We start from the raw sequence: 20,697 nt of genomic DNA, 5'->3' as shown, positions 1-20,697 counted from the left end.
TCGGTGGAGCGGTCAGAAGGTAGGGGCGGGGCAGGGGTACGTCAATGAGGTGGGCCGCGTTGGCCGGTTTCCGTCGTGACGGTCGGCGGGGAAGCCCGGTTCAGGCGGGCTCCCCCGCCTCCCGCCGTTCTCCGCGGCAGCGTTCGGGGAAGTTACCCGGGGTTACTTTCGAGGGTCAAGGGAGAGGCGACGGCATGGTTCAGCGCCGCCGAAGCCGTACGGCCACGGCTGCGCCGCCGGTGACCGCCAGCACCGCGGCGGCGCCGCCCGCCAGCAGCGGAGCCGAGGGGCCGGACTCCGCGTCCGCCTTCGTGACCGCCGTACGGCGGTCGTCGACCGAGGTGGGCGACGGGGAGGGCGCGGCGGGCGAGGGCGAGGGCGAGGGTGGAGGGGAGGCCGAGGGTGCGGTCGCGCTCTGCCGCTCCCGCGCGCTCTCCTTCTCCGCGGGCTCCTCCTTCTGTGCCGTGCTCTCCTTGTCGGTCGCGCCCTCGTTTTCCGGGAACACCACGTCCGAGCACGAGTAGTACGTGTCCGGGGTACTGCTGTTCTGCCAGATCGTGTACAGCACATGACGTCCCGTCCGGTCCTTCGGCAGGGTCGCCGGGATCCGGTAGGCGCCGTCCGTCAGCGCCGGGTCGCGTACCTCGGCGAAGGGCTGTTCCGGCAGGTCGGACCAGGTGAGCGGACGGGTCGGGTCGTAGCCCTGCTTGGTGAGGTACAGGCGGAAGGTGCCGGTGTGCGGGATGGTCGAGACGTAGCGCATGGTCAGGCCGGCGCCCGGCCGCAGCTGGGTCGAGGGCCAGTCGGCGCGGGCCAGGTCGAGGCCTCGGTAGGCGGGCAGGCCGCCGCTGCACAGCCGGCCGTCGGGGACGGTCTGCCGGTCCCGGCCGTTCACGTTCGCGATGCGCAGGTTGTCCCAGGCCGTGAAGGGCGCGCCGTTCGCGGCGACGGCCGCCCGGCAAGCGGCCGACCGCGCCGCGCTGTTGCCCTCGGGGGAGCAGGCCATGACCCGGCTGACCGGATCCGTGGGCGCGCCGTGCGCGGCCGCCGGGGCCGCGGTCCACAGGGCGAGCAGCGCGGGGGCCGCCGCCAGGGCGGCGCCCCGAGCGCGGGTCCGGGTCATGTGACGGGTCTCCTCGGCCGCTCCGGGTCGGTCCGCCGCCGGGCCGTGCCGGGCCGGGACGGGACCGTCTGCTTCTGACCAGTACGGGCGCGGAGCCCGCTGCGTTCATCCCCTGCGAGCCCGTGCAAAGACGGACACAAGCGGTCAACCGGTGGACGCCGAGGGTTGGTTTCCGGCCGGATCGAGGGTTTCCCCTGTATCCCTATGACCAGCTGTTTGCCTATCGTTCCAGCACAGCCGACCCACAGGTAACCCCGGACGGGTCGGTCCCCACGCCTGGCCGGGCCATCGCACCGCTTTTCGGTTCTCCCCCCCTCCGCTTCGAGGACGAAGCGCATCGACCGCCGCTCCGCGCTGCCCGGAGTACGGCCACGAAAGGCAAGCCCTTGCGTACCTCTCCCTCCGTGCGACGGAAGCTGATATCCGTCGCCGCGGTCTCCGCCGCGCTGTTCACGGCCGCTACCGCCTCGGTCGCCGTCGCCCAGGATTCCGCCGCCCCCCAGGACGCCCCCGCCACCCGCACCGAGGCCGCCCCCGGCGCCCCGGCCGAGCGTCTCATCGTCGGCTACAAGTCCGGTGCCGCCGAGGCGAAGTCGAACAAGGCCGCCGACGCCGACGCCGTCGCCAAGGGCAAGGAGGCCGGCGAGGAGCTGGACTTCCAGCGCCGCCTCGGCACCGGTGCCGCGCTCGTCGACCTCGGCGAGGACCTGACCAAGGCGGATGTCGCCGACGTCATTGCCGAGTACGAGGCCGACCCGCAGGTCTCCTACGTCGTACCGGACCGGCTGAACAAGCCGCTCGCCACGCCGAACGACACCGAGTACACCAAGCAGTGGGACCTGTTCGAGACGACCGCGGGCATGAACGTGCCGGGCGCCTGGGACCTCGCGACCGGCTCCGGGGTGACCGTCGCGGTGATCGACACCGGCTATGTCGCCCACTCCGACCTCGCGGCGAACATCGTCGGCGGCTACGACTTCATCTCCGACGCGACCGTGGCCAACGACGGCGGCGGCCGGGACAGCAACCCGGCCGACCCGGGCGACTGGACCGCGGCGAGCGAGTGCCAGTCCGGCGACCCGGCCTACGACTCCTCCTGGCACGGCACCCACGTGGCCGGAACCATCGCCGCGGCCACCAACAACGGCAAGGGCGTGGCCGGTGTCGCGTACGGCGCGAAGGTCTCCCCGCTGCGGGTCCTCGGCAAGTGCGGTGGCTACGACTCCGACATCATCGACGCCATCACCTGGGCGTCCGGCGGGACGGTCTCCGGTGTCCCGGCCAACACGAACGTCGCGAAGGTCATCAACATGAGCCTCGGTGGCGGCGGCGCCTGCACCACCGCGACCCAGAACGCGATCAACGCCGCCGTGAACCGCGGCACCACGGTCGTCGTCGCGGCGGGCAACAGCAACGCCAACGCGGCCAACTACTCGCCGGCCAGCTGCAACAACGTCATCAGCGTCGCGGCCGCCGACCGCCAGGGCAACCGCTCCTACTACTCCAACTACGGCACGGTCGTCGACATCGCCGCTCCCGGTGGTGAGACCAACTCCGTCACCACCAACGGCATCCTGTCCACGCTGAACTCCGGCGCGCAGGGTCCCGGCGCGGAGAGCTACGAGTACTACCAGGGCACCAGCATGGCCGCCCCGCACGTCGCGGGTCTCGCCGCGCTGATGAAGTCGAAGAACTCCGCGCTGACCCCGGCCCAGATCGAGTCCGCGATCAAGACCAACTCGCGTCCGCTGGCCGGTACCTGCTCGGGCGGCTGTGGCGCGGGCCTGGCCGACGCGGCCAAGACGGTGCAGGCGGTGAGCGGGTCCGGCGGCTCCACGGGGGGCACCACCTTCACCAGCACCTCGGCCGTCGCGGTCCCGGACAACGGCACGATCGAGTCCCCGATCACCGTCTCCGGCCGCACCGGCAACGCCCCCTCGGCGCTCCAGGTCGGCGTGGACATCACCCACACCTACCGCGGTGACCTGGTCATCGACCTGGTCGCCCCGGACGGATCGACGTACCGCCTGAAGTCCGCCAGCTCCTCGGACTCCGCGGACAACGTCAACACCACCTACACGGTGAACGCCTCCGCGGAGGTCGCGAACGGCACCTGGAAGCTGCGGGTCCAGGACACGGCGGCGCAGGACACGGGCACGCTCAACAGCTGGAAGCTGACCTTCTGAGCGAGCCGGACATGGGAACCCTCGGGGTTCCTCACAGCGGACGGGTCGGCCGGTGCGGATGGGGCATCGGCCGGCCCGTCGTCATGCCCGGCCCCGGAACGCCTCCAGATGGTCGAGGGCCCACTGCCGGTAACTTCCCGCGGGCCGTCCCAGCAGCTCCTCGACCGTCGGGTCCACCTGCGCCTTCGCCCCGGCCCGCCCTCGCGCCGCGCTCTCGGCGAGCGCCTCGGCGATCGGCGCCGGATACCGCCCGAGCAGTCGGCGCAGTGCCTCGGCACCGGTCAACTCCTCGAAGCTCAAAGGCCGTTCCAGCAGCTCCCCGAGGATCTTCGTCTGGTCCTCGGCGCTGAGGGCCTCGGGCCCGGTGAGCCCGTACGCCCGCCCGGTGTGCGCTGTCGGGTCCAGCAGCGTCAGTGCCGCCACCTCGGCGATGTCCCGGGGATCGACAGTGGCGTTGACCGCGGTCCCGCCCGCCGCCCGTACGACACCCTCGGCGCGCACGGAGATGGCCCAGCCGAGCGTGTTGGACATGAAGGCGCGCGGGCGCAGCAGCGTCCACAACAACCCCGACTCGCGCAGCAGTTGCTCGTTGTGCCGCTGCCAGATCGTGATCAGGTCGTCTGCGCCGGGGTCGGTGACCGCGAGCGCCGACAGCTTCACCACCTGCCGTACGCCGACCTCGCGCGCCGCCGCCACGAAGTGCTCGTCATGGACGTGCGTCAGCGGATTCGCGGTGACCAGCAGCGTGGACGTCACTCCGGTCAGCGCGGCCCGCAGACTCGCCGGATCGTCGAAGTCACCGCCCACGACCTCCACTTGGGGTCCGGCGAGGCCCGCCGCGCGGTCCGGGCGGCGGGTCAGCAGCCGCAGGGGTACGGCGCCGCGCAGCCGACGGGCGACGAGACCGCCGACCGTTCCGGTCGCTCCGGTGAGCAGGATCATGGTTCGGCCCCCTGCATCAGCTCGGCCTCCTCCTCGAGTGAGGCCAGGATCCGCGCGCCCCGGTCCGGCGCGGTGTCCAGCCGGCCCAGCAGCCCCGGCACGGCGATGCTCGGCAGGATGTGCGCCCACATCACGGAGAGGCGGTGCGCGAGATCCTCCCGTCCGGTCAGCGCCCGGGACATCAGCTGAATGCCGGCGAAGGACCCGACCAGCAGCTCCACCGTCTCCCGCGGCACGACGGCGGGCAGCAACTCATTCTGCTTCTGGGCCTCTTCCAGCAGGTCGACCAGATGGTCCGCCCACTGCCGGAACGGTCCGCTGTGATCGACTCCCGGTGGCGTGGCCTGGTCCACGGTCAGGCGGACACTGCCCTGGAGCAGCGGGTTGTGCAGCAGCCGCCGACCGTAGACGAAGCTCATGTCCACCATTTCCTGGAGCTTGCACGGCTGCGGCGGCACCGCACCGAAGGGCACCTGCTCGTCCAGTACGGCCTGGGCGAGAGACTCCTTGGAAGGGAAGTGGAAGTACAGGGCACCCTTGGTGACTTCGGCCCGCTCCAGCACCATGGAGATCGTCGTCGAGGCGTAGCCGTGCTCGTCGAACACCGCGCCCGCGGCTTCCAGGATCGCTCTGCGCGTCCTGATGGCGCGTTCCTGCTTCGCCATAAGGGGCCCTCCGAAGCGCCGAGTTGACCGGATGGCCCACAGTACGACGGCCCGGACGTGCACCGATCCTGGTCACCCTGGTCTCATTGAAAACAAACCGGTCGGCTCGTACTCTAGCGCTCACGGCACGGGCACCTCGCCGTCTGTCAGCACTGTCGGGGGAGCCAGGGAGACACATGCCTCATATGCCGGAACTCGCCGATTTCCCTGCGGCGTCCGAGGCGCTCACCACCACTGTGCCCCGCCAGCTGGTGCACCGCGCGGCCGTCGCCGAGACCCTCCTCACCGGCTGGCGCCGGATCGGGGCCGACCGCTTCGACGTCGCGGCGCAGTGGCCGCGGGCCCACCAGGTACACGTGTCGAGCGACCGTACCGCATACGAGCCGCTGCTCGTCACCGAAACGGTTCGGCAGAGCGGAACCCTCCTCGCCCACACCGAGTACGACGTCCCGCTCGGCTACCGGTTCGTGCTCCAGGAGTTGCGCGTCAGCACCCGTCCCGAGCACCTCGCCGTGGGCCCCGCCCCCGCCGAGGCGGCCGTCGCCGTCGAGATCTTCGACGTCCGCCACCGCGCGGGGCGAGTGGCCGCGTTCCGGCTCACGGCGGATGTGGCCATAGAGGAGACGCGGGTGGCGAGCGCGTACTTCGCCGCGTCCTGGACCAGCGAGGCCGTCTACCGCAGGCTGCGCGGCGGCCGTACGGCCACCACCGACACCGTGCCGCTCCCGCCGCCCGGACCGCTGCCCGCCCTGGTGGGTCGCACGGTCCCCGCCGATGTCGTCCTCGCCCGCCCTGACCGTCCGGGGCGCTGGCAGTTGCGAGTAGATACCGCGCATCCCGTTTTCTTCGACCACCCCCTCGACCACGTTCCCGGCATGCTGCTGCTGGAGGCGGCCGGTCAGGCGGCTCGGGTCGTGGGCGGCGGGCGGTGCGCGCCGGTGTCGTTCCACGCGACCTTCGACCGCTACGCCGAACTGGACCAGCCCACATGGATCGAGGCGAAGCCCGGTTCGGAGGGTCAGGTCCAAGTCGTCGGCATCCAGGGGGACTCGGCAGTCTTCGCATGCCGGGTGGGTACGGTTGCGCCGTGAGTTATGGTGTACGGGGAGTAAAAAACAAACGGCATGACCCGTTCTTTTCCGCCCCAGGAGAGTCCAGCCGATGGCGAGGCAGTTACGCGCTGAACAGACCCGCGCGACGATCATCACCGCTGCCGCTGACCTGTTCGATCGTCGCGGCTATGAATCGACCAGTCTGAGCGACATCGTCGAGCACGCCCAAGTCACCAAGGGAGCCCTGTACTTCCACTTCGCGGCGAAGGAGGACCTGGCCCGCGCGATCATGGAGCTGCAGTCCCAGGCCTCCCGGCAGATCGCCGGCGAGATGGAGGCGCGCGGCTACTCCTCCCTGGAAACGCTGATGCGCACGACGTTCGGGATCAGCCGCATGTCCGTGGAGGGCCCGATCCCGCGGGCCGGGCTCCGACTGGCCACCGGCGGAGTGGCGGTGAAGGCCCCGCTGCAGCACCCCTTCACGGAGTGGCTGGACATCGCCTCCCGCAAACTCGTGGGCGCGGTCAAGGAGTCGGACGTCCATGCGGACGTCGACATCGACGCCGCGGCCCACTCCCTGGTCTGCTTCTTCGTCGGTACCCGGGTCGTCGGCCGCTCCCTCGAACCCGTCGCGCGGCAGCCCCGGCGGGTCGCGGAGATGTGGCAGTTCCTGATCCGCGGCATGGTCCCGGTGCCGCGCAGGCCGCGCTATCTGACGCTGGCGAACCAACTGGAGCGGGAGGCCAGGATCGGGTGAGGTGGCGAAACCAGGGGCCGGACCACCGGGCCCGAGGCGGCTGAGACAGCCTGGTGCGCGATACGGTCGGCGTATGCGCGACACCCCGCCTCCGCCTGTCATCCTCGGCGACGAACCCGGGTCCTTCCCGCACTCCGTCCTCACCGAACGGCACCCGGCGATCATCCGTCAGGTGCGCGAGGCCTTCCCGTACGGGCCCGAGCGGCGGGCCGCGCTCGACGTGCTCCTCGACGAGTGCACCAAGGGCGTCGTCGAACCGCTCCCCGCCGACGCCCACGACCGGGACCGCTGGCGGGAGTGGGGCCTCGCCGACCACACGGGCCGCCCCTGGACCGCCCTGCCGTGGCTGTGGGCGGAGAGCTGGTTCTACCGCAGACTCCTCGACGCCGTCGGCTACTTCGCGCCCGGCGCCTGGCAGGGCGTCGACCCGTTCCGGCCCGCCAAACTGGCCGAGCTGGACTCCGCGGAGACGGACGAGGAACTGGCCGCGCTCGACGGTCTCGCCGAGCTGTCCGCCGAGGAGCGGGACCGGGCCCTGCTGCACGGCTCCCTGTGGGGCAACCGCGCCGACCTAGGCTTCCGGCTGTCCGACGCGGGCGGTACCACGCCGGAGGGCACCCCACCCCTGGTGGCCGACGACAGCACGGCCCTGTGGTCCCTGCTGACGCCCGCCCCGGCCACCGTACCCCTGCTGTGTCTCGTCGCCGACAACGCGGGCCGCGAACTCGTCCCCGACCTGCTGCTGATCGCCCACCTCCTGAGCACCGGCCGCGTCGAGCGGGCCGTGCTGCACGTCAAGCCGTACCCGTACTTCGTCTCCGACGCCACCCCCGCCGACGTACTCGACGCCCTGCGCCGGCTCAGGTCCTCGTCCGGCGCGGCACGGGCGTACGGCGACACGCTGTGGACGGCGCTCACCGACGGCCGGCTCACGGTTCGCGCCCACCCCTTCTCCTGCGCGCCCCTGCCGTACGAGCGGATGCCCGGCGACCTCCGTGCGGAGTTCGCCGGAGCCACGTTGACCGTCCTCAAGGGCGACCTCAACTACCGGCGCCTGGTGGGTGATCGCCGCTGGCCGCCGACCACCGCCTTCACTGACGTCACCGCGTACTTCCCTGGCCCGGTCGCCGCCCTGCGCACCCTGAAGTCCGAGGTGATCACCGGCCTGGACGCCGGGACGGAGGCCGCCCTGACCGCGGCCGAGGGACAGCGCTGGCGCACCAGCGGGACCCGCGCACTCGTCCAGGTCAACGCACCTGGACGGGCAGCGACTTGATCCCGTTGATGAAGTTCGACACCAGCCGCACGGGCGGACCCGCGCCGCGCAGGACCGGCAGCACCCGCAGCGCCTCCCGGTACAGCACCCGCAGTTGCAGCCGGGCGAAGTGCGCGCCCAGGCAGACGTGCGGGCCGTCGCCGAAGGAGACGTGCGGGTTCGGCGCGCGGGTCAGGTCCAGCCGGTCGGGCTCGGCGAAGACCCGCTCGTCACGGTTGGCGGAGGCGTGGAAGACGACCACCTTGTCGCCGGCGCCGATCCGCTGCCCGGCCAGCTCGGTGTCCTGGTCGGCGGTCCGGCGGAAGGTCAGCACCGGCGGATGCCAGCGCAGCAACTCGTCCACGGCGGGCGCGAGTTCGATGTCGCCGGCGCGCAGGCGGTCGTAGACCTGTGGGTGCTCGGACAGGGCCAGCAGGCCGCCGGGTGCCGCCGAGCGCACGGTGTCGTTTCCCGCGACGGTGAGCAGGAAGAAGAACATCTCCAGCTCGGGGCCGGTGAGTTCGGCGTCGTGCGCGAGGATCGTGAGCACGTCGTCCGCCGGGTACCGCCGTTTGTACACGGCCAGTTCGCGGGCGTAGTCGAACATGTCCCGCAGCATCGCGGGGGACCGCGGGTTGACCGGCTTGCCCGTCCGGTCCAGCACCGGCGGCCCGGCCTCGTCCGGGTCCTGGTAGCCGATGACCCGCTGCGTCCAGTGCAGCAGCAGCCCGCGGTCCCGCTCCGGGACGCCGAGCAGGTCGGCCAGGTTGAGCAGGGCGTAGTCGTCGGTGACGGCGGTGACCAGGTCGACCGTGCCGTCCCCCTCGCGCGCCGTCGCCATGGCCTGCGCCAACAGGCTCTGGGCGCGCTTCTCGGCGACCGCGGTGAAACGGTCGACGCGGCCCGGGGTGAACGCCCGGCTGACCAGTCTCCTCAGTCGGCCGTGCTGGGGCGGATCCTGATTGAGCATCATGCGTCGGATGAACGGCAGGTCCGCCGGGTCCGGATCCCGGATCTGGGTGGCGCCCAGATGGGAGGAGTACGTCAGCGGGTCCTTGAGCACCCGGACCACGTCCTCGTGCCGGGTCACCGCCCAGAAGCCGGTACCCGCGGGCCAGCCCAGCACCTCGGGCTCGTCCTGCCAGGCCACCGGGTGGTGGTCGCGCAGGACACGGTAGGCGGCGTAGGGCACGCCGGTGGCGTACTGCCGGGGATCGAAGACGTCGGGGACGGGCGGGGACGGCCGGAAGGTCACGCCTCCTCGCCCTCGCGCGCCTCGGCCGCGGCCGGCCCTCCCGGCGCCGCGCTTTGCGCCGGTGCCTCCGGCCCGTTCGGCTCGTCCTCGTCGTCCGAGTCGAGGAAGGCCTCCACCATCTGGATCAGTTCCAGCGGTGTCTCGTCCATCGCGTAGTGCCCCGCCGAGGTCAGCTCCCGCACCTCGCCGTACGGGTACCAGCGCCGCCAGGTCTCGCGCAGCAGCGCCGCCGACAGCGCCGGGTCGAGGCGGCCCGTGACGGCCAGCGCGGGCACCCGGGCGCCCGCCACCTCGGCGTGGAAGTCCTCCCCGGCCCAGGAGTCCAGCCAGGACCGGAACGCCTTCGGATCGCTGACCGCGAGGGACCGGCTGACCATGCGGTTCAGCCAGGCGGCGGGGCGGACACCACCGGTGGTGAAGTCGATGATCGCCCGCCGGTTCTCCGCCATGTGGGCCGCGTCCGCGAACAGCTCCCACTGCTCGGCGGGGAGCGGCAGCCCCGAGGCGGGCACCGGGGAGACGCCCACGATCCGGCGCAGCCGCCCCGGCGCCAGCGCCAGCAGCCGCTGCGCCACCGTCCCGCCCATCGAGTGCCCCACCACCGAGAACCGCTCCCAGCCGAGCCGGTCGGCCAGCTCCAGCAGGTCCTGCGCCGCCTCGGCCGTCGAGTACGCCCCCACGGCGTCTTTGGCCTCGCCGTAGCCGCGCAGATCGACCAGCGCGTAGGTGAAGGACGTCACGTCGAGATCCGGCAGGACGCTTGCGTACGCGGACCGGTCGGCGAACCAGCCGTGCACCGCGAACACCTTGTGGGCACCGGCGCCGTGCAGCTCGTGCGGGAGCGTGAAGGAGGTCATGCGCTTACGGTGGCCCTCCCGCCCGGGCTCGGCAAGAGCACGTGATTCAGCGGACGTACACGTCCTGCCACACCAGCCGGTGGTCCGACGTCGGGACGTTCGCCCCGCCGCCCACCAGCCGGTACAGCGGATCGGCCGACGTCGGCCAGAACACGCCGTTGGCGCCGGGGACCAGTCCGCGCGAGGGCAGGACGTAGTCCACGCGCAGATTGCCGGGGGCGCCGTCGCTGAAGTCCGCGGTGTCGTACGCCGGATCGCCGCTGTGCGAGACGTTGGCGCCGCCCTGGAGCGCTGCCGCCTCGGGCGCGCCCGCGCTCGCGGGCGGGGTGGCGGGCCGGCGGACCGCCGGGTGGTCCAGCAGCAGCCGGATGGCGTGGGCGTAGCTGTCCCCGTCGGACGGATCCGCGTTCTGGTCGCCGGCCAGCACGAAGCGCGCCCCCGGCCGCAGCCCGCCGCGCACACCCCGGTCGTCGTAGAGGTAGGCGCCGCGCCCGCGCCCGCCGATGTAGTCGGCCCACAGCCGGATCTCGTCGTGGTTGCGGCGGCCGTTGCGGTCCTCCGGGCCGTCGAAGGTGGGCGGCGTGGGGTGCGACACCAGGAAGTGCACCGTCTCGTGGCCGATCCGCACCGGCACGTCCCAGTGGCTCTTGGAGGACAGCCGGAAGACGGCCGTCGCCTCCGCGCCGTAGTAGCCCGGGGGCATCAGGTGGCCGGGCATGTCCTTCCACAGGAAGCGCTGGAAGGTACGCACCGAGCGGGTGCCGATCGGGTACTTGGAGAGCACGACCATGCCGTACTGCCCGGGGAACCAGCCGTACCCGAAGGAGTCCTGGCCGTACGCGTCCGAACCGGGCGTCATCACCGCGCCGTTGCGGCCGTCCAGGTCCACGCCCGAGGCGACACCGGTGTTGACCGGGGCGGTGAAGTGGTACGGGTAGCGGACCGGCCGCGCCCCGCGTTGACCGACGGCGAGGTAGTTGTCGAGGAACAGCCGGACCGCGGCGCCGCCCGCGACGTAGTCGAACTCGTTGATCAACAGGACGTCGGGGTCGACCCGTTGGATCGTCTCCGCGACATTGCGTGCCTGGGTGTTGTCCGGCGTGGACAGGTCGGCGACGAGCGCGCCCTCGGCGGAACGGTTGAGGGAGGCGTTGAAGGTCGCGAACCGGACGGCGCGGGAGTGGCGTTCGGCGGCCGGGGCCGGCCAGGCCGCGGTGCCGGCCAGCGCCGCTCCGGCGAGCGAGGCGAGAGCGGTGCGGCGGGAGAGGGATGCGGGCTGGTTCATCGGGACTCCGGCTGGGAGGGGGCACGAGAACTTCCGTAGTCTGCGCGCGTAGAGGTGAACGTCACAAGGGCCCCCCGGAATCCGCGGGTTCATCCCGGATTCACGCGATGGTGTGATCATGTCCCGGCGTGCGGATGGCTGTATGGGCCACCGGGTAGTGCCCGGCCATGACGCAGCAGCCCTTCGAACTCCCGCACTTCTACATGCCGTATCCCGCGCGGCTCAACCCCCACGTCGATGAGGCCCGCGCCCACTCGGCCGCCTGGGCGCGCGAGATGGGCATGCTGGAGGGTTCCGGGATCTGGGAGCGGTCCGACCTCGAGGCACACGACTACGGACTGCTCTGCGCCTACACCCACCCCGAATGCGACGGCCCCGCCCTCTCCCTGATCACCGACTGGTACGTCTGGGTCTTCTTCTTCGACGACCACTTTCTGGACATGTACAAGCGCACCCAGGACCGCGCCGCCGGCAAGGCCCATCTCGACCGGCTCGCGCTCTTCATGCCCATGGACGACGCGACGCCGATGCCCGAGCCCCGGAACCCGGTGGAGGCCGGCCTCGCCGACCTCTGGACGCGCACGGTCCCGGCCATGTCCGCGGGCTGGCGCCGCCGCTTCGCCGTGGCCACCGAGCATCTGCTCAACGAGTCCATGTGGGAGCTGTCCAACATCAACGAGGGGCGGATCGCCAACCCCGTCGAGTACATCGAGATGCGTCGCAAGGTGGGCGGCGCCCCCTGGTCGGCGGGCCTGGTGGAGTACGCCCGCGCCGAGGTCCCGGAGTCGGTCGCCGGTTCCCGGCCCCTGCGGGTGCTGATGGAGACCTTCTCCGACGCCGTGCACCTGCGCAACGACCTGTTCTCCTACCAGCGCGAGGTCGAGGACGAGGGCGAACTCAGCAACGGCGTCCTGGTCCTGGAGACCTTCTTCGGCTGTACGACCCAGCAGGCCGCGGACATGGTCAACGACGTCCTCACCTCCCGCCTCCACCAGTTCGAGCACACCGCCCTCACCGAGGTCCCCGCGCTCGCCCTGGAGCGCGGCCTGCCCCCGGACGAGGTGGCCGCGATCGCCGCGTACACCCTGGGCCTGCAGGACTGGCAGTCCGGCGGCCAGGCCTGGCACATGCGCTCCAGCCGATACATGAACGAGCGCGCCCGCCCCACCGACCCCTGGGACGGCCTCACCGGGCCCGGCACCTCCGCCGCCGACGTCGGCGCCCTGCTGGCCGCCGCCGGCGCCGAACGACTGCGCGCCTACACGCACGTGCCGTACCAGAAGGTCGGGCCCTCCGTGATCCCCGACATCCACATGCCCTTCCAGGTGGAGCTCTGCCCGCACCTGCCGGGCGCCCGGCAGCGGCTCACCGACTGGTGCAGGCGCATGGGCGTGCTCGCGGAGGGCGTCTGGGACGAGGACAGGCTCGCCGCCGCCGATTTGGCCCTGTGCTCGGCCGGCCTGGATCCCGACGCGACCGAGGAGGCCCTCGACCTCAGCGCGGCCTGGCTCGCCTGGGGGACCTACGGCGATGACTACTACCCCCTCGTCTTCGGCCACCGCCGAGATCTGGCGGCCGCCCGGCTCACCACGCGGCGCCTCGCCGACTGCATGCCCGTCGACGGCGAGGCGACCCCCGTCCCCGTCGGCGCCATGGAACGCGGACTCGTCGACCTGTGGGCGCGGACGACCGCCGGGATGACGCCCGAGCAGCGGCGCACCCTCAAGGACGCGGTGAACGTCATGACCGAGAGCTGGGTGTGGGAGCTGTCCAACCAGCTCCAGCACCGCATCCCCGACCCGGTCGACTACCTGGAGATGCGCCGCGCGACCTTCGGCGCCGACCTCACGATGGCCCTGTGCCGGATGGGCCACGGCCCGGCGGTACCGACGGAGGTCTACCGAAGCGGCCCCGTGCGGTCCCTGGAGAACGCCGCCGTCGACTACGCCTGCCTCATCAACGACGTCTTCTCGTACCAGAAGGAGATCGAGTACGAGGGCGAGATCCACAACTCGATCCTCGTCGTGCAGAACTTCTTCGGCTGCGACTACCCGGCCGCCCTCGGCGTCGTGCACGATCTGATGACCCAGCGGATGCAGCAGTTCGAGCATGTCGTCGCCCAGGAACTACCGGTGCTCTACGACGACTTCGGTCTCTCGGCCGAGGCCCGCGAGGCCATGGGGGCGTATGTCGGCGACCTCGGGAACTGGATGGCGGGCATCCTGAACTGGCACCGCGAGGTGGACCGCTACAAGTCCGACCACCTGGCCCGCCGAGCCCACGGCTTCCTGCCGGACCGGCCGTCCGCCTTGCCGGTCGGCTGCTTCAGGGGCTGACGTCCCGCACGCGCTCGGCGGTGTCCTCGGCGAGCTCCCGGACCCCCTTCGCGGGGAACTCCGAGAGCTCGCCGAGTATCGCGTCGGCGGCGGTGAGCAGGGCGCGGGCCTGTTCCGCGAGGTCCGGTTCGGTGTGACTCGCGTCGGCGAGGGCCCGGGTCAGGGCGTAGTGCTCCTCGGCGATGAAGCGGCCGAAGTTCGTCCGGCTCCAGTGCCGCAGGGAATCGTCGCCCGGGTCGGCCAGGAGATCACGTGTCGCGGCCAAGGTGGCTCCGGCCCGCCGGAGTTGCCCGCAGAGGCGCTCCAGCCGAGCCTGGTTCCGGTGGGCCGAGACGCGGTCCCACGCCGTCTCCTGGAGCGCGGCGTACAGCCGCCGCGCGCGCAGAGCCTGGGGGAGGTCGCCCGCCCGCTCCAGCTCATCGGCGAGCTGGCTGATCCGTCCGGTCTCCAGCCGGGCCGGATCCCCCGGCCGCAGCAGGACGCTCTGGTCCAGGAAGATCTCGTCGAGCGCGCGGATCAGCGCCACCCGCCCCAGTTCGGTCATCCCTTGGTCCAGGGCGAGTTCGGTCCACGTCGTCAGCGGCTCGTCCGCCGGATCCGCGCCGAACATCCACTCGTCCAGCTCCTCGGCCCACCTCACCAGCTCGGAGGCGTCCGCGCCCGGCCCGGGCATCTCGCTGAGGCCGCAATGGGTGTCGAAATCCGTCTCCCGGACCTCGTGCAGCAGCGGAAGGTCGGTGACGTCCCCGTGCCGGCCCACGAGGACGGCGGCGAGCCGGAGCTCGTCCGTCATCGACGACTCCCTCTCGCGCGACAGCAGATACCGCAGCAGGTCCAGGTCACCGTCGGCCCGGTCGAACTGCGCGGCCCGCAGGACGAGTCGACGCCGTACGGGATCGTCGGCCACCGCGTCCCACCCGGCGCGGGTGCCGGCCGCCCGCAACCGGGCCAGGTCCGCGCGACCTCGGGCCAGCACCGGTTCCCACAGAGGTGGCCGCGGGTGTTCGTCCAGCAGCCGGTAGGCGAACCCCTCCTCCTCGGTGAGCAGCACGAAGTCGGGTTCGGTGCGCAGGAGCGCGGTATGCAGCCGGGTGACCAGCTCCACCGGGGACCGCTCGGAAAGGCCCAGGGCGGCGCGGAGTTCGGCCCGGGCCGCGTCGAGGTCGTGGTGCTCGCGCAGTTCCGCCTCGAGTTCCGCGAACCGGGCGAGAATCGCCCGCTCCCCGTCCGCCGGCGAGAGGTCCACGAAATCGAACCAGCAGGGCAGACCGATCACCGTCTCCAGCGCCTCCTCGACACTCGAGCCGATGATCCCGGCCCCGCCCTCGGAGTCGGCGTACAGCATCGAGCCGTCCGCGCACACGAAGTACGTGCCGCCCGCGCCGGTGCCCGCCACGACCTCCAGCGGTCCGCCCGAGGCGAGGCGGACCGGTTCGACATGGCCGTGGGCCGCCCGGCGCGGGTCGAAGTCGAACGGGAACGCGGCCAGTTCGGCCAGGCGCGGGTCCTGGCGCAGGACGCGCAGGGCGTGATCGGTCATGTCACAGAACGTAACAGTCCCCACCGACAACGGGCCCGGCGCGTCCCTCAGGCGGGCTGACGTGCGTGTTCGACGGCGGCCCGGGCCCACGCCGTCACCATCGGATGCGGACGCGAGCCGTCGCCGGACAGCTCCGGCTGGAAGAGCGAGGCCAGGAAGAAGGGATGGCCGGGCAGCTCGGCCACCCGGACCCCGCCCTCCTCGTCCCGTCCGGAGAAGCGCAGGCCGTGCGCGCTCAGGGTGTCGAGGTGGCGGGCCGGGCCGTAAGCGCAGAAGTAGCGCTCGACCGTCCGCTCCGAACCGAGCACCGACTGGGCGAGCGAGTCCGGCTCGACCAGGACCACGCCCTCGTGACCCACCAGCGAACAGGCCAGCGGCGCGATCAGCGGCTCCTCGGCGGCCGGGTCGTTCTCCGCGTGCGCCGCGCCGGTCAGCCCGCAGACCGTGCGGGCGAACTCCAGCAGCGCGTGCTGGAACCCGGCGCAGGTCCCGAGGAACGGGATGCCCCGCTCGCGTGCCGTGCGGATCGCCGCGAGCACCCCGGCCTCGCTGCGGTAGGGGCCGCCCGGCACGACCCACACCGCGTCGAACCCGTCCACCGCGCCGGGCTCGCCGGCCTCCTCGGACGGGATCCAGTACGCGTCGAGGACCAGCCGTTCGCGGGTGGCGAGGGCGTCCAGCAGCAACGGGATCCGGGTGTGGGACACGACATTGGGGGAGCGGTCGCCGACCAGGGCGATCCGCGCGCAGGTCTCGGTCATGCGCTTCATCCTGGGCGCCGGGCCGAGTTCACGTCCAACGATGATCCCTGCACCATCGATAAGCGGAGCTGATGACACCCTGGCCCTCGTGGACCCGCATCTGCTGCGCACCTACGTCACCGTCGCCCGCCTCGCCTCCTTCTCCGAGGCCGCGCGCGCCCTCGGCTACACCCAGTCGGCGGTGTCCCAGCACATCGCCGCCCTCGAACAGGACCTGGGCACCTCGCTGCTCACCCGCCGACCGGTCGCCCCCACGGCAGCGGGCGAGCGCCTCCTGGAGCACGCGGGCCCCCTGCTGCTGCGCCTGGACGCGGCCCGCGCCGACGTCGTACGCATGGCGTCCGCGCCCGCGCACGGGCTGACCCTCGCCGCCGCGCCGACCGCCCTCGTTCCCCGGGTCCTCGCCGCGCTCCCGGCCGCCGGGGTGACCCTGAAGGCACCGGCCCGGGACGAGATCCCGGCGGCCGTCGCCACCGGCGCCGCCGACCTGGGCCTCGTCGACGGCCTGGCCGCCCCCAGCGACCCGCTGCGGCTGGCCGACGTGGCACCGCTGACCACGCGCGGAGCGGGCGAGGAACCGGTGTGCGTGCTGCTGCCCCGGACGCATCCGCTGGCCCGGCGCCCCGGTCTGCGCCTGGGCGATCTCACCGACGCCCGCTGGCTGGACGCCCCCGACGCGGGGCTGCCGCTCGCGCACCTCCGCGCGGCCTGCGGCGGCCAGGGCTTCCGCCCGTCCCTGCGCTACGAGGGCACGGACGGGCGCGTCCTCGCAGCGCTGGCCGCCGCGGGCCACGGCCTGACCCTGCTGCCCCGGTCCCTGGCGACCGGGGTACCGGGCACGGCCGCCGTTCCGGTCACCGCACCACGCCTCGTCCACCGCACGGAGCTGGTGTACGCCAACTCGCTCCAGGGGGCCGCACAGGAGCTGGCGGCCGCGCTGACGTCCCGCGCGGGAGGGGACTTCCGCCTTTGACGCCGGGTCAGTCTCACTCGTTCGTGGCACGTCGTGCGTCGGCGCCCCGGGTAGTCCTCGAGCCGGAGACGATCCGCAGTGCGCCGGCTGGAGGCGAGCCATGGAACAGACCGCGTTGCGTCCCAAGCCGATGCCCGGTCAGGACCCCGGCGGCGGCACCCGGGCGGCGCCCGGCCGCCGCCCGCACGCCGCGCGCCGGCGCGGACGACGGCTGAAAACACTGCTGTTCGCCCTGTTCGTCGGCGCCGTCCTGGTCCTGTCCGGCGTCGGACTCGGCACGGTGGGCGCCACGGTGATCGGCATGAGCAAGCTCGCCGAGCTGCAGAAGGCGGCCCCGTCGCCCGGCACCCGCTCGGCCCCGGTGGAGCCCCGGCCCAAGCTCGCGGCGACGCCGGGCCCGACCGCGGAGACCGTCACCGCGACCCTCGGCGTGGAGGCGGTGGACGCCGAGAAGGCGGGCGCCGAGGTGGTCGGCGTCCATGTGCCCGGGCCCGGCTGGTCGGCGGGCCTGGTCCGCGGTGACGTCCTCCTCGTCTTCGGCACGACCCGGGTCGACACGGCGGCCGATCTCGCCCGCGCGGTGGCCGAGGCCCGCCCCGGCACCGAGGTCACCTTGACGGTGCGTCATGAGAGCGGCGGCTACCAGCAGCTGACGGTCGTCCCGGGCGTCGTCACCTGAGGGTCCGTGCTCCGACCGTACCGCCCCGCCTGAGGCGTCCCGTAAAACCACTGTCCCCACAGGCGCGCCCAGGCCACCATGGGGCCCCATGCCGACCACTCTCGTCGCCTTCCTCGGGGCCTGCACCCTCGTGGCCGCCTCGCCCGGCCCCAGCACGGTGCTGATCATCCGGCAGTCGCTGCACAGCCGCCGCTCCGGCTTCCTGACCGTCCTGGGCAACGAGACCGGCGTGTTCGTGTGGGGCGTCGTCGCCGCCTTCGGCCTCACCGCCCTGCTGACGGCCTCGGAGGTGGCGTACGACGTGATGCGGGTCGTCGGCGCCGTGGTCCTGGTCGGCTTCGGCGTCCAGACCCTGCGGGCGGCCCGCCGCGCCCGGCACGAACCCACGAGCGAGGCCGAGGCGATCCGCGGCCGCGGCGGCTGGGCCTCCTACCGCGCGGGGCTGCTGCTCAACCTCGCCAACCCCAAGGCGGCCGTCTTCGCCGTGTCCTTCCTGCCGCAGTTCGTCCCCGACGGCGCCCCGCACCTGCCGGCCACAGTGGCGCTCGCCGCGATCTGGGCGGTCTACGAGATCGGCTACTACGGCCTGTACGTGTGGTTCGTCGGCCGGATGAAGAGCCTGCTGTCCCGCGCGGGAGTGCGCAGGCGGCTGGAGCAGGTCTCCGGCGGCGTGCTGCTGCTCCTCGGCGTGCGGATGGCCCTGGAGGGATGAGACCGGCTCCGCCGACCGGCTCGCGCCGCCCCCGCCATGCGGGCAGGATGCTGCCCGTAGTCACCTTCACCCGCCCCGGGAGGCCCGGATGACCGCCCGTACGCCCGCCCCCTTCACCGCCGACGACTACCGCGCCCGTATGGAGCGCGCCGCGCGGGCGGCCGCCGACGCCGGTCTCGCCGGGCTGCTCGTCGCGCCGGGACCCGACCTGGTCTGGCTCACCGGTTACGCGCCGCACGTCACCGAACGGCTCACGCTGCTCGTCCTGGTCCCCGGCCAGGACCCCGCCCTGATCGTCCCCGCGCTGGAGGCCCCCGACGCCGAGAAGGCGCCCGGCGGGCCCGCGCTCGCCCTGCGGGACTGGACCGACGGCAAGGACCCCTACGCCGCCACCGCGGCCCTGCTCGACTCCGGCGGCCGGTTCGGCATCAGCGACAACGCCTGGGCCATGCACCTGCTCGGCCTGACGCGCACCCTGCCGGGCTCCTCCTACGCCTCCCTGACCGAGGCCCTGCCGATGCTCCGCGCCGTCAAGGACACGGCGGAATTGGAGCGGTTGGCAGCCGCCGGCGCCGCCGCGGACGCGACGTACGAGGAGATCCGGAAGGTTCCCTTCGCCGGGCGGGCGGAGTCCGACGTCGCCGCCGACCTGGCCCGGCTGCTGCGCGAGCACGGACACACCACGGTCGACTTCACGATCGTCGCCTCGGGACCGAACGGCGCCAACCCGCACCACGAGGCGGGCGACCGGGTCATCGAGCGCGGCGACATGGTCGTCCTCGACTTCGGCGGCCTCCTGGGCGGGTACGGCTCGGACACCTCACGCACCGTCCACGTCGGCGAGCCCACCGACGAGGAGCACCGGGTCCACGCCGTCGTGCGCGAGGCCCAGGAGGCGGGCTTCCGTGCCGTACGGCCCGGCGTCGCCTGCCAGGAGGTCGACCGGGCCGCCCGCGCGGTGATCACGGACGCCGGCTACGGCGAGTACTTCATCCACCGCACCGGCCACGGCATCGGCGTCACCACGCACGAACCGCCGTACATGATCGAAGGGGAGGAACAGCCCCTCGTGCCCGGGATGTGCTTCTCCGTGGAGCCCGGCATCTACCTGCCCGGACGCTTCGGGGTCCGTATCGAGGACATCGTCACGGTCACCGGGGACGGCGGACGGCGCCTCAACGACACGACCCGCGAGCTCGTCATAGTGGACTGAACGGCCCTCAGCAGCCCCGGCACACCCTCCAGCGACAAACGGCGCGACCCATGACCCAGGCACCGACACCCACCGCGGACACCGTCCGCCGACTGGTCCGCTCCCTGCTCAAGGAGGGCGCGGACGACACCGCAGGACCCGAGGTCCGGCCCGTCGCCGAGGGCGGCTCGGCCGCCACCTGGTGGGTCGGCACCCGCCATGTGCTGCGCCTCGCGCCCGACCGCGAGGCCGCCGCCCGCCAGCGCCGTGAGCTGCGGCTGCGCGACCTCGTCCGCCCGCACGTCCCGGTCGCCGTACCGACGAGCGTCGCCTACGGCGAGTGGGCGCCGGGCCTGACCTACACCCTGGACACCAAGCTGCCCGGCGGCTCGGCCGAGGTGCACGACGTGTCCGCGCTCGGCGAGGCCGACCTGGCGGGGCTGCTGACCGGGCTGCGCGAGGTCCCCGTACGGCAGGCCGAGTCGCTCGGTGTGCCGAGGACCGGACCGCGCTCCCTGGAGGGGCTGCGCCGGGCCGCCGAACGCGCCGCCGCGCGCCTCGCGGCGACCGACGAGTTCGACCCGACCCGGCTGCACCAGCTCACTCCGCCGGCCGCCGTACAGCTCGCCGCCCAGCCCGGCAGCGCCGTCCTCGTCCACCACGGGCTGACCGGCGAGCACCTCGTGGTCAGCGCCGACGGTCGGGTGCGCGCCGTCCTCGGCTGGACCGACACGGTCGTGGGCGACCCCGCGGAGGACATCGCGGGGCTCGCCCGTGCCGTCGGCTCCCCGGCCGCCGTCCGCGCCGCCACCCTGGCCGGCTACGGGGCCCGGCCCTGCCTGCGCGGCCTGTGGCTGGCTCGCTGCGACACCGTCGTCCGCCTCGCCGAGGCCCTCACCGGCCCGGACCGAGGCCCCCTGCCCCAGCTCCGACACCAGCTGGAAGTGGCGTGGGAGGCGATCCTGCTGGAGCGGGTGACCGAGCTCCGAGAGGACGAGGCCCCCCACGACGAAACCTGACCCGGGCTCGCGCCCGCTCCGGGCTCGCGCCCGCTCCGGGCTCGCGCCCGCTCCGGGCTCGCGCCCGCTCCGGGCTCGCGCCCGCCCGAGGCTCACACCCGACCCTGG

18 protein-coding genes are annotated in these 20,697 nt (G+C 72.9%); 10 read left to right on the top strand and 8 right to left on the bottom strand.

Features of this window, described 5'->3' with window-relative positions; genetic code table 11:
* Positions 1-199: 199 nt before the first annotated feature.
* Positions 200-1,123 (bottom strand): lytic polysaccharide monooxygenase, encoded by a 924-nt coding sequence (locus tag ACWDRW_RS22470; RefSeq protein ID WP_451725646.1) that lies wholly within the window; start codon positions 1,121-1,123, stop codon positions 200-202.
* Between the two features lie 386 nt (positions 1,124-1,509).
* Here ACWDRW_RS22470 and ACWDRW_RS22465 point away from each other — a divergent pair, with 386 nt between their 5' ends.
* The gene (locus ACWDRW_RS22465) at positions 1,510-3,309 is read left to right on the top strand and encodes a S8 family peptidase (RefSeq protein ID WP_451725644.1); all 1,800 of its coding nucleotides are present in this window, start codon (positions 1,510-1,512) and stop codon (positions 3,307-3,309) included.
* 81 nt (positions 3,310-3,390) lie between these two features.
* Here the strand turns inward: ACWDRW_RS22465 and ACWDRW_RS22460 are convergent, their stop codons facing one another.
* Together ACWDRW_RS22460 and ACWDRW_RS22455 are read right to left on the bottom strand one after the other, a co-directional pair.
* Positions 3,391-4,251, bottom strand: a complete 861-nt coding sequence (locus ACWDRW_RS22460; protein WP_451725642.1) for an NAD(P)H-binding protein — start codon at positions 4,249-4,251, stop codon at positions 3,391-3,393.
* On the bottom strand, positions 4,248-4,916 hold the full coding sequence (locus ACWDRW_RS22455) for a ScbR family autoregulator-binding transcription factor (RefSeq protein WP_451725640.1): 669 nt from the start codon (positions 4,914-4,916) through the stop codon (positions 4,248-4,250). The genes ACWDRW_RS22460 and ACWDRW_RS22455 overlap by 4 nt, the downstream gene beginning before the upstream one ends.
* Positions 4,917-5,092: 176 nt before the next feature.
* Here ACWDRW_RS22455 and ACWDRW_RS22450 point away from each other — a divergent pair, with 176 nt between their 5' ends.
* From ACWDRW_RS22450 to ACWDRW_RS22440, 3 genes are all read left to right on the top strand, one after another.
* On the top strand, positions 5,093-6,007 hold the full coding sequence (locus ACWDRW_RS22450; RefSeq protein ID WP_451725638.1) for a ScbA/BarX family gamma-butyrolactone biosynthesis protein: 915 nt from the start codon (positions 5,093-5,095) through the stop codon (positions 6,005-6,007).
* 70 nt (positions 6,008-6,077) lie between these two features.
* Positions 6,078-6,725 carry a ScbR family autoregulator-binding transcription factor gene (locus ACWDRW_RS22445; RefSeq protein WP_451725637.1) on the top strand — a complete coding sequence of 216 codons (648 nt, stop codon included), beginning with the start codon at positions 6,078-6,080 and terminating at the stop codon, positions 6,723-6,725.
* A gap of 73 nt (positions 6,726-6,798) precedes the next feature.
* Positions 6,799-8,001 carry a damage-control phosphatase ARMT1 family protein gene (locus ACWDRW_RS22440; RefSeq protein WP_451725635.1) on the top strand — a complete coding sequence of 401 codons (1,203 nt, stop codon included), beginning with the start codon at positions 6,799-6,801 and terminating at the stop codon, positions 7,999-8,001.
* Here ACWDRW_RS22440 and ACWDRW_RS22435 read toward each other — a convergent pair.
* The 3 genes from ACWDRW_RS22435 to ACWDRW_RS22425 are packed head-to-tail and all read right to left on the bottom strand — an operon-like array spanning position 7,973 to position 11,377.
* The gene (locus tag ACWDRW_RS22435) at positions 7,973-9,235 is read right to left on the bottom strand and encodes a cytochrome P450 (protein WP_451725633.1); all 1,263 of its coding nucleotides are present in this window, start codon (positions 9,233-9,235) and stop codon (positions 7,973-7,975) included. The two genes, ACWDRW_RS22440 and ACWDRW_RS22435, sit on opposite strands and share 29 nt — an antisense overlap.
* Positions 9,232-10,092: an alpha/beta fold hydrolase gene (locus ACWDRW_RS22430; protein ID WP_451725631.1), complete on the bottom strand. Its 861-nt coding sequence runs from the start codon at positions 10,090-10,092 to the stop codon at positions 9,232-9,234. Before ACWDRW_RS22430 ends, ACWDRW_RS22435 begins: the two co-directional genes overlap by 4 nt.
* A gap of 46 nt (positions 10,093-10,138) precedes the next feature.
* The gene (locus ACWDRW_RS22425) at positions 10,139-11,377 is read right to left on the bottom strand and encodes an endonuclease/exonuclease/phosphatase family protein (protein WP_451725629.1); all 1,239 of its coding nucleotides are present in this window, start codon (positions 11,375-11,377) and stop codon (positions 10,139-10,141) included.
* A gap of 167 nt (positions 11,378-11,544) precedes the next feature.
* Here ACWDRW_RS22425 and cyc2 point away from each other — a divergent pair, with 167 nt between their 5' ends.
* The gene (gene cyc2, locus ACWDRW_RS22420) at positions 11,545-13,713 is read left to right on the top strand and encodes a germacradienol/geosmin synthase Cyc2 (RefSeq protein ID WP_451725627.1); all 2,169 of its coding nucleotides are present in this window, start codon (positions 11,545-11,547) and stop codon (positions 13,711-13,713) included.
* Here the strand turns inward: cyc2 and ACWDRW_RS22415 are convergent.
* Complete coding sequence (locus ACWDRW_RS22415) at positions 13,703-15,253, bottom strand: hypothetical protein (protein ID WP_451725625.1); 1,551 nt, start codon at positions 15,251-15,253, stop codon at positions 13,703-13,705. The two genes, cyc2 and ACWDRW_RS22415, sit on opposite strands and share 11 nt — an antisense overlap.
* A gap of 47 nt (positions 15,254-15,300) precedes the next feature.
* Positions 15,301-16,014 carry a CTP synthase C-terminal region-related (seleno)protein gene (locus tag ACWDRW_RS22410; RefSeq protein ID WP_451725623.1) on the bottom strand — a complete coding sequence of 238 codons (714 nt, stop codon included), beginning with the start codon at positions 16,012-16,014 and terminating at the stop codon, positions 15,301-15,303.
* A gap of 88 nt (positions 16,015-16,102) precedes the next feature.
* Between ACWDRW_RS22410 and ACWDRW_RS22405 the strand changes: the two genes are divergently transcribed.
* From ACWDRW_RS22405 to ACWDRW_RS22385, 5 genes are all read left to right on the top strand, one after another.
* Positions 16,103-16,987: a LysR family transcriptional regulator gene (locus ACWDRW_RS22405; RefSeq protein WP_451725621.1), complete on the top strand. Its 885-nt coding sequence runs from the start codon at positions 16,103-16,105 to the stop codon at positions 16,985-16,987.
* A gap of 100 nt (positions 16,988-17,087) precedes the next feature.
* Positions 17,088-17,666 (top strand): PDZ domain-containing protein, encoded by a 579-nt coding sequence (locus ACWDRW_RS22400; protein ID WP_451725620.1) that lies wholly within the window; start codon positions 17,088-17,090, stop codon positions 17,664-17,666.
* A gap of 88 nt (positions 17,667-17,754) precedes the next feature.
* Positions 17,755-18,378: a LysE family translocator gene (locus tag ACWDRW_RS22395; protein ID WP_451725619.1), complete on the top strand. Its 624-nt coding sequence runs from the start codon at positions 17,755-17,757 to the stop codon at positions 18,376-18,378.
* Positions 18,379-18,466: 88 nt separating this feature from the next.
* Complete coding sequence (locus tag ACWDRW_RS22390; protein ID WP_451725618.1) at positions 18,467-19,591, top strand: aminopeptidase P family protein; 1,125 nt, start codon at positions 18,467-18,469, stop codon at positions 19,589-19,591.
* A gap of 50 nt (positions 19,592-19,641) precedes the next feature.
* Positions 19,642-20,589 (top strand): aminoglycoside phosphotransferase family protein, encoded by a 948-nt coding sequence (locus ACWDRW_RS22385; protein WP_451725617.1) that lies wholly within the window; start codon positions 19,642-19,644, stop codon positions 20,587-20,589.
* Positions 20,590-20,697 lie beyond the last annotated feature (108 nt).

Source organism: Streptomyces sp. NPDC003635 (assembly GCF_053587635.1).
This window is presented reverse-complemented; position numbering and strand designations above follow the sequence as displayed.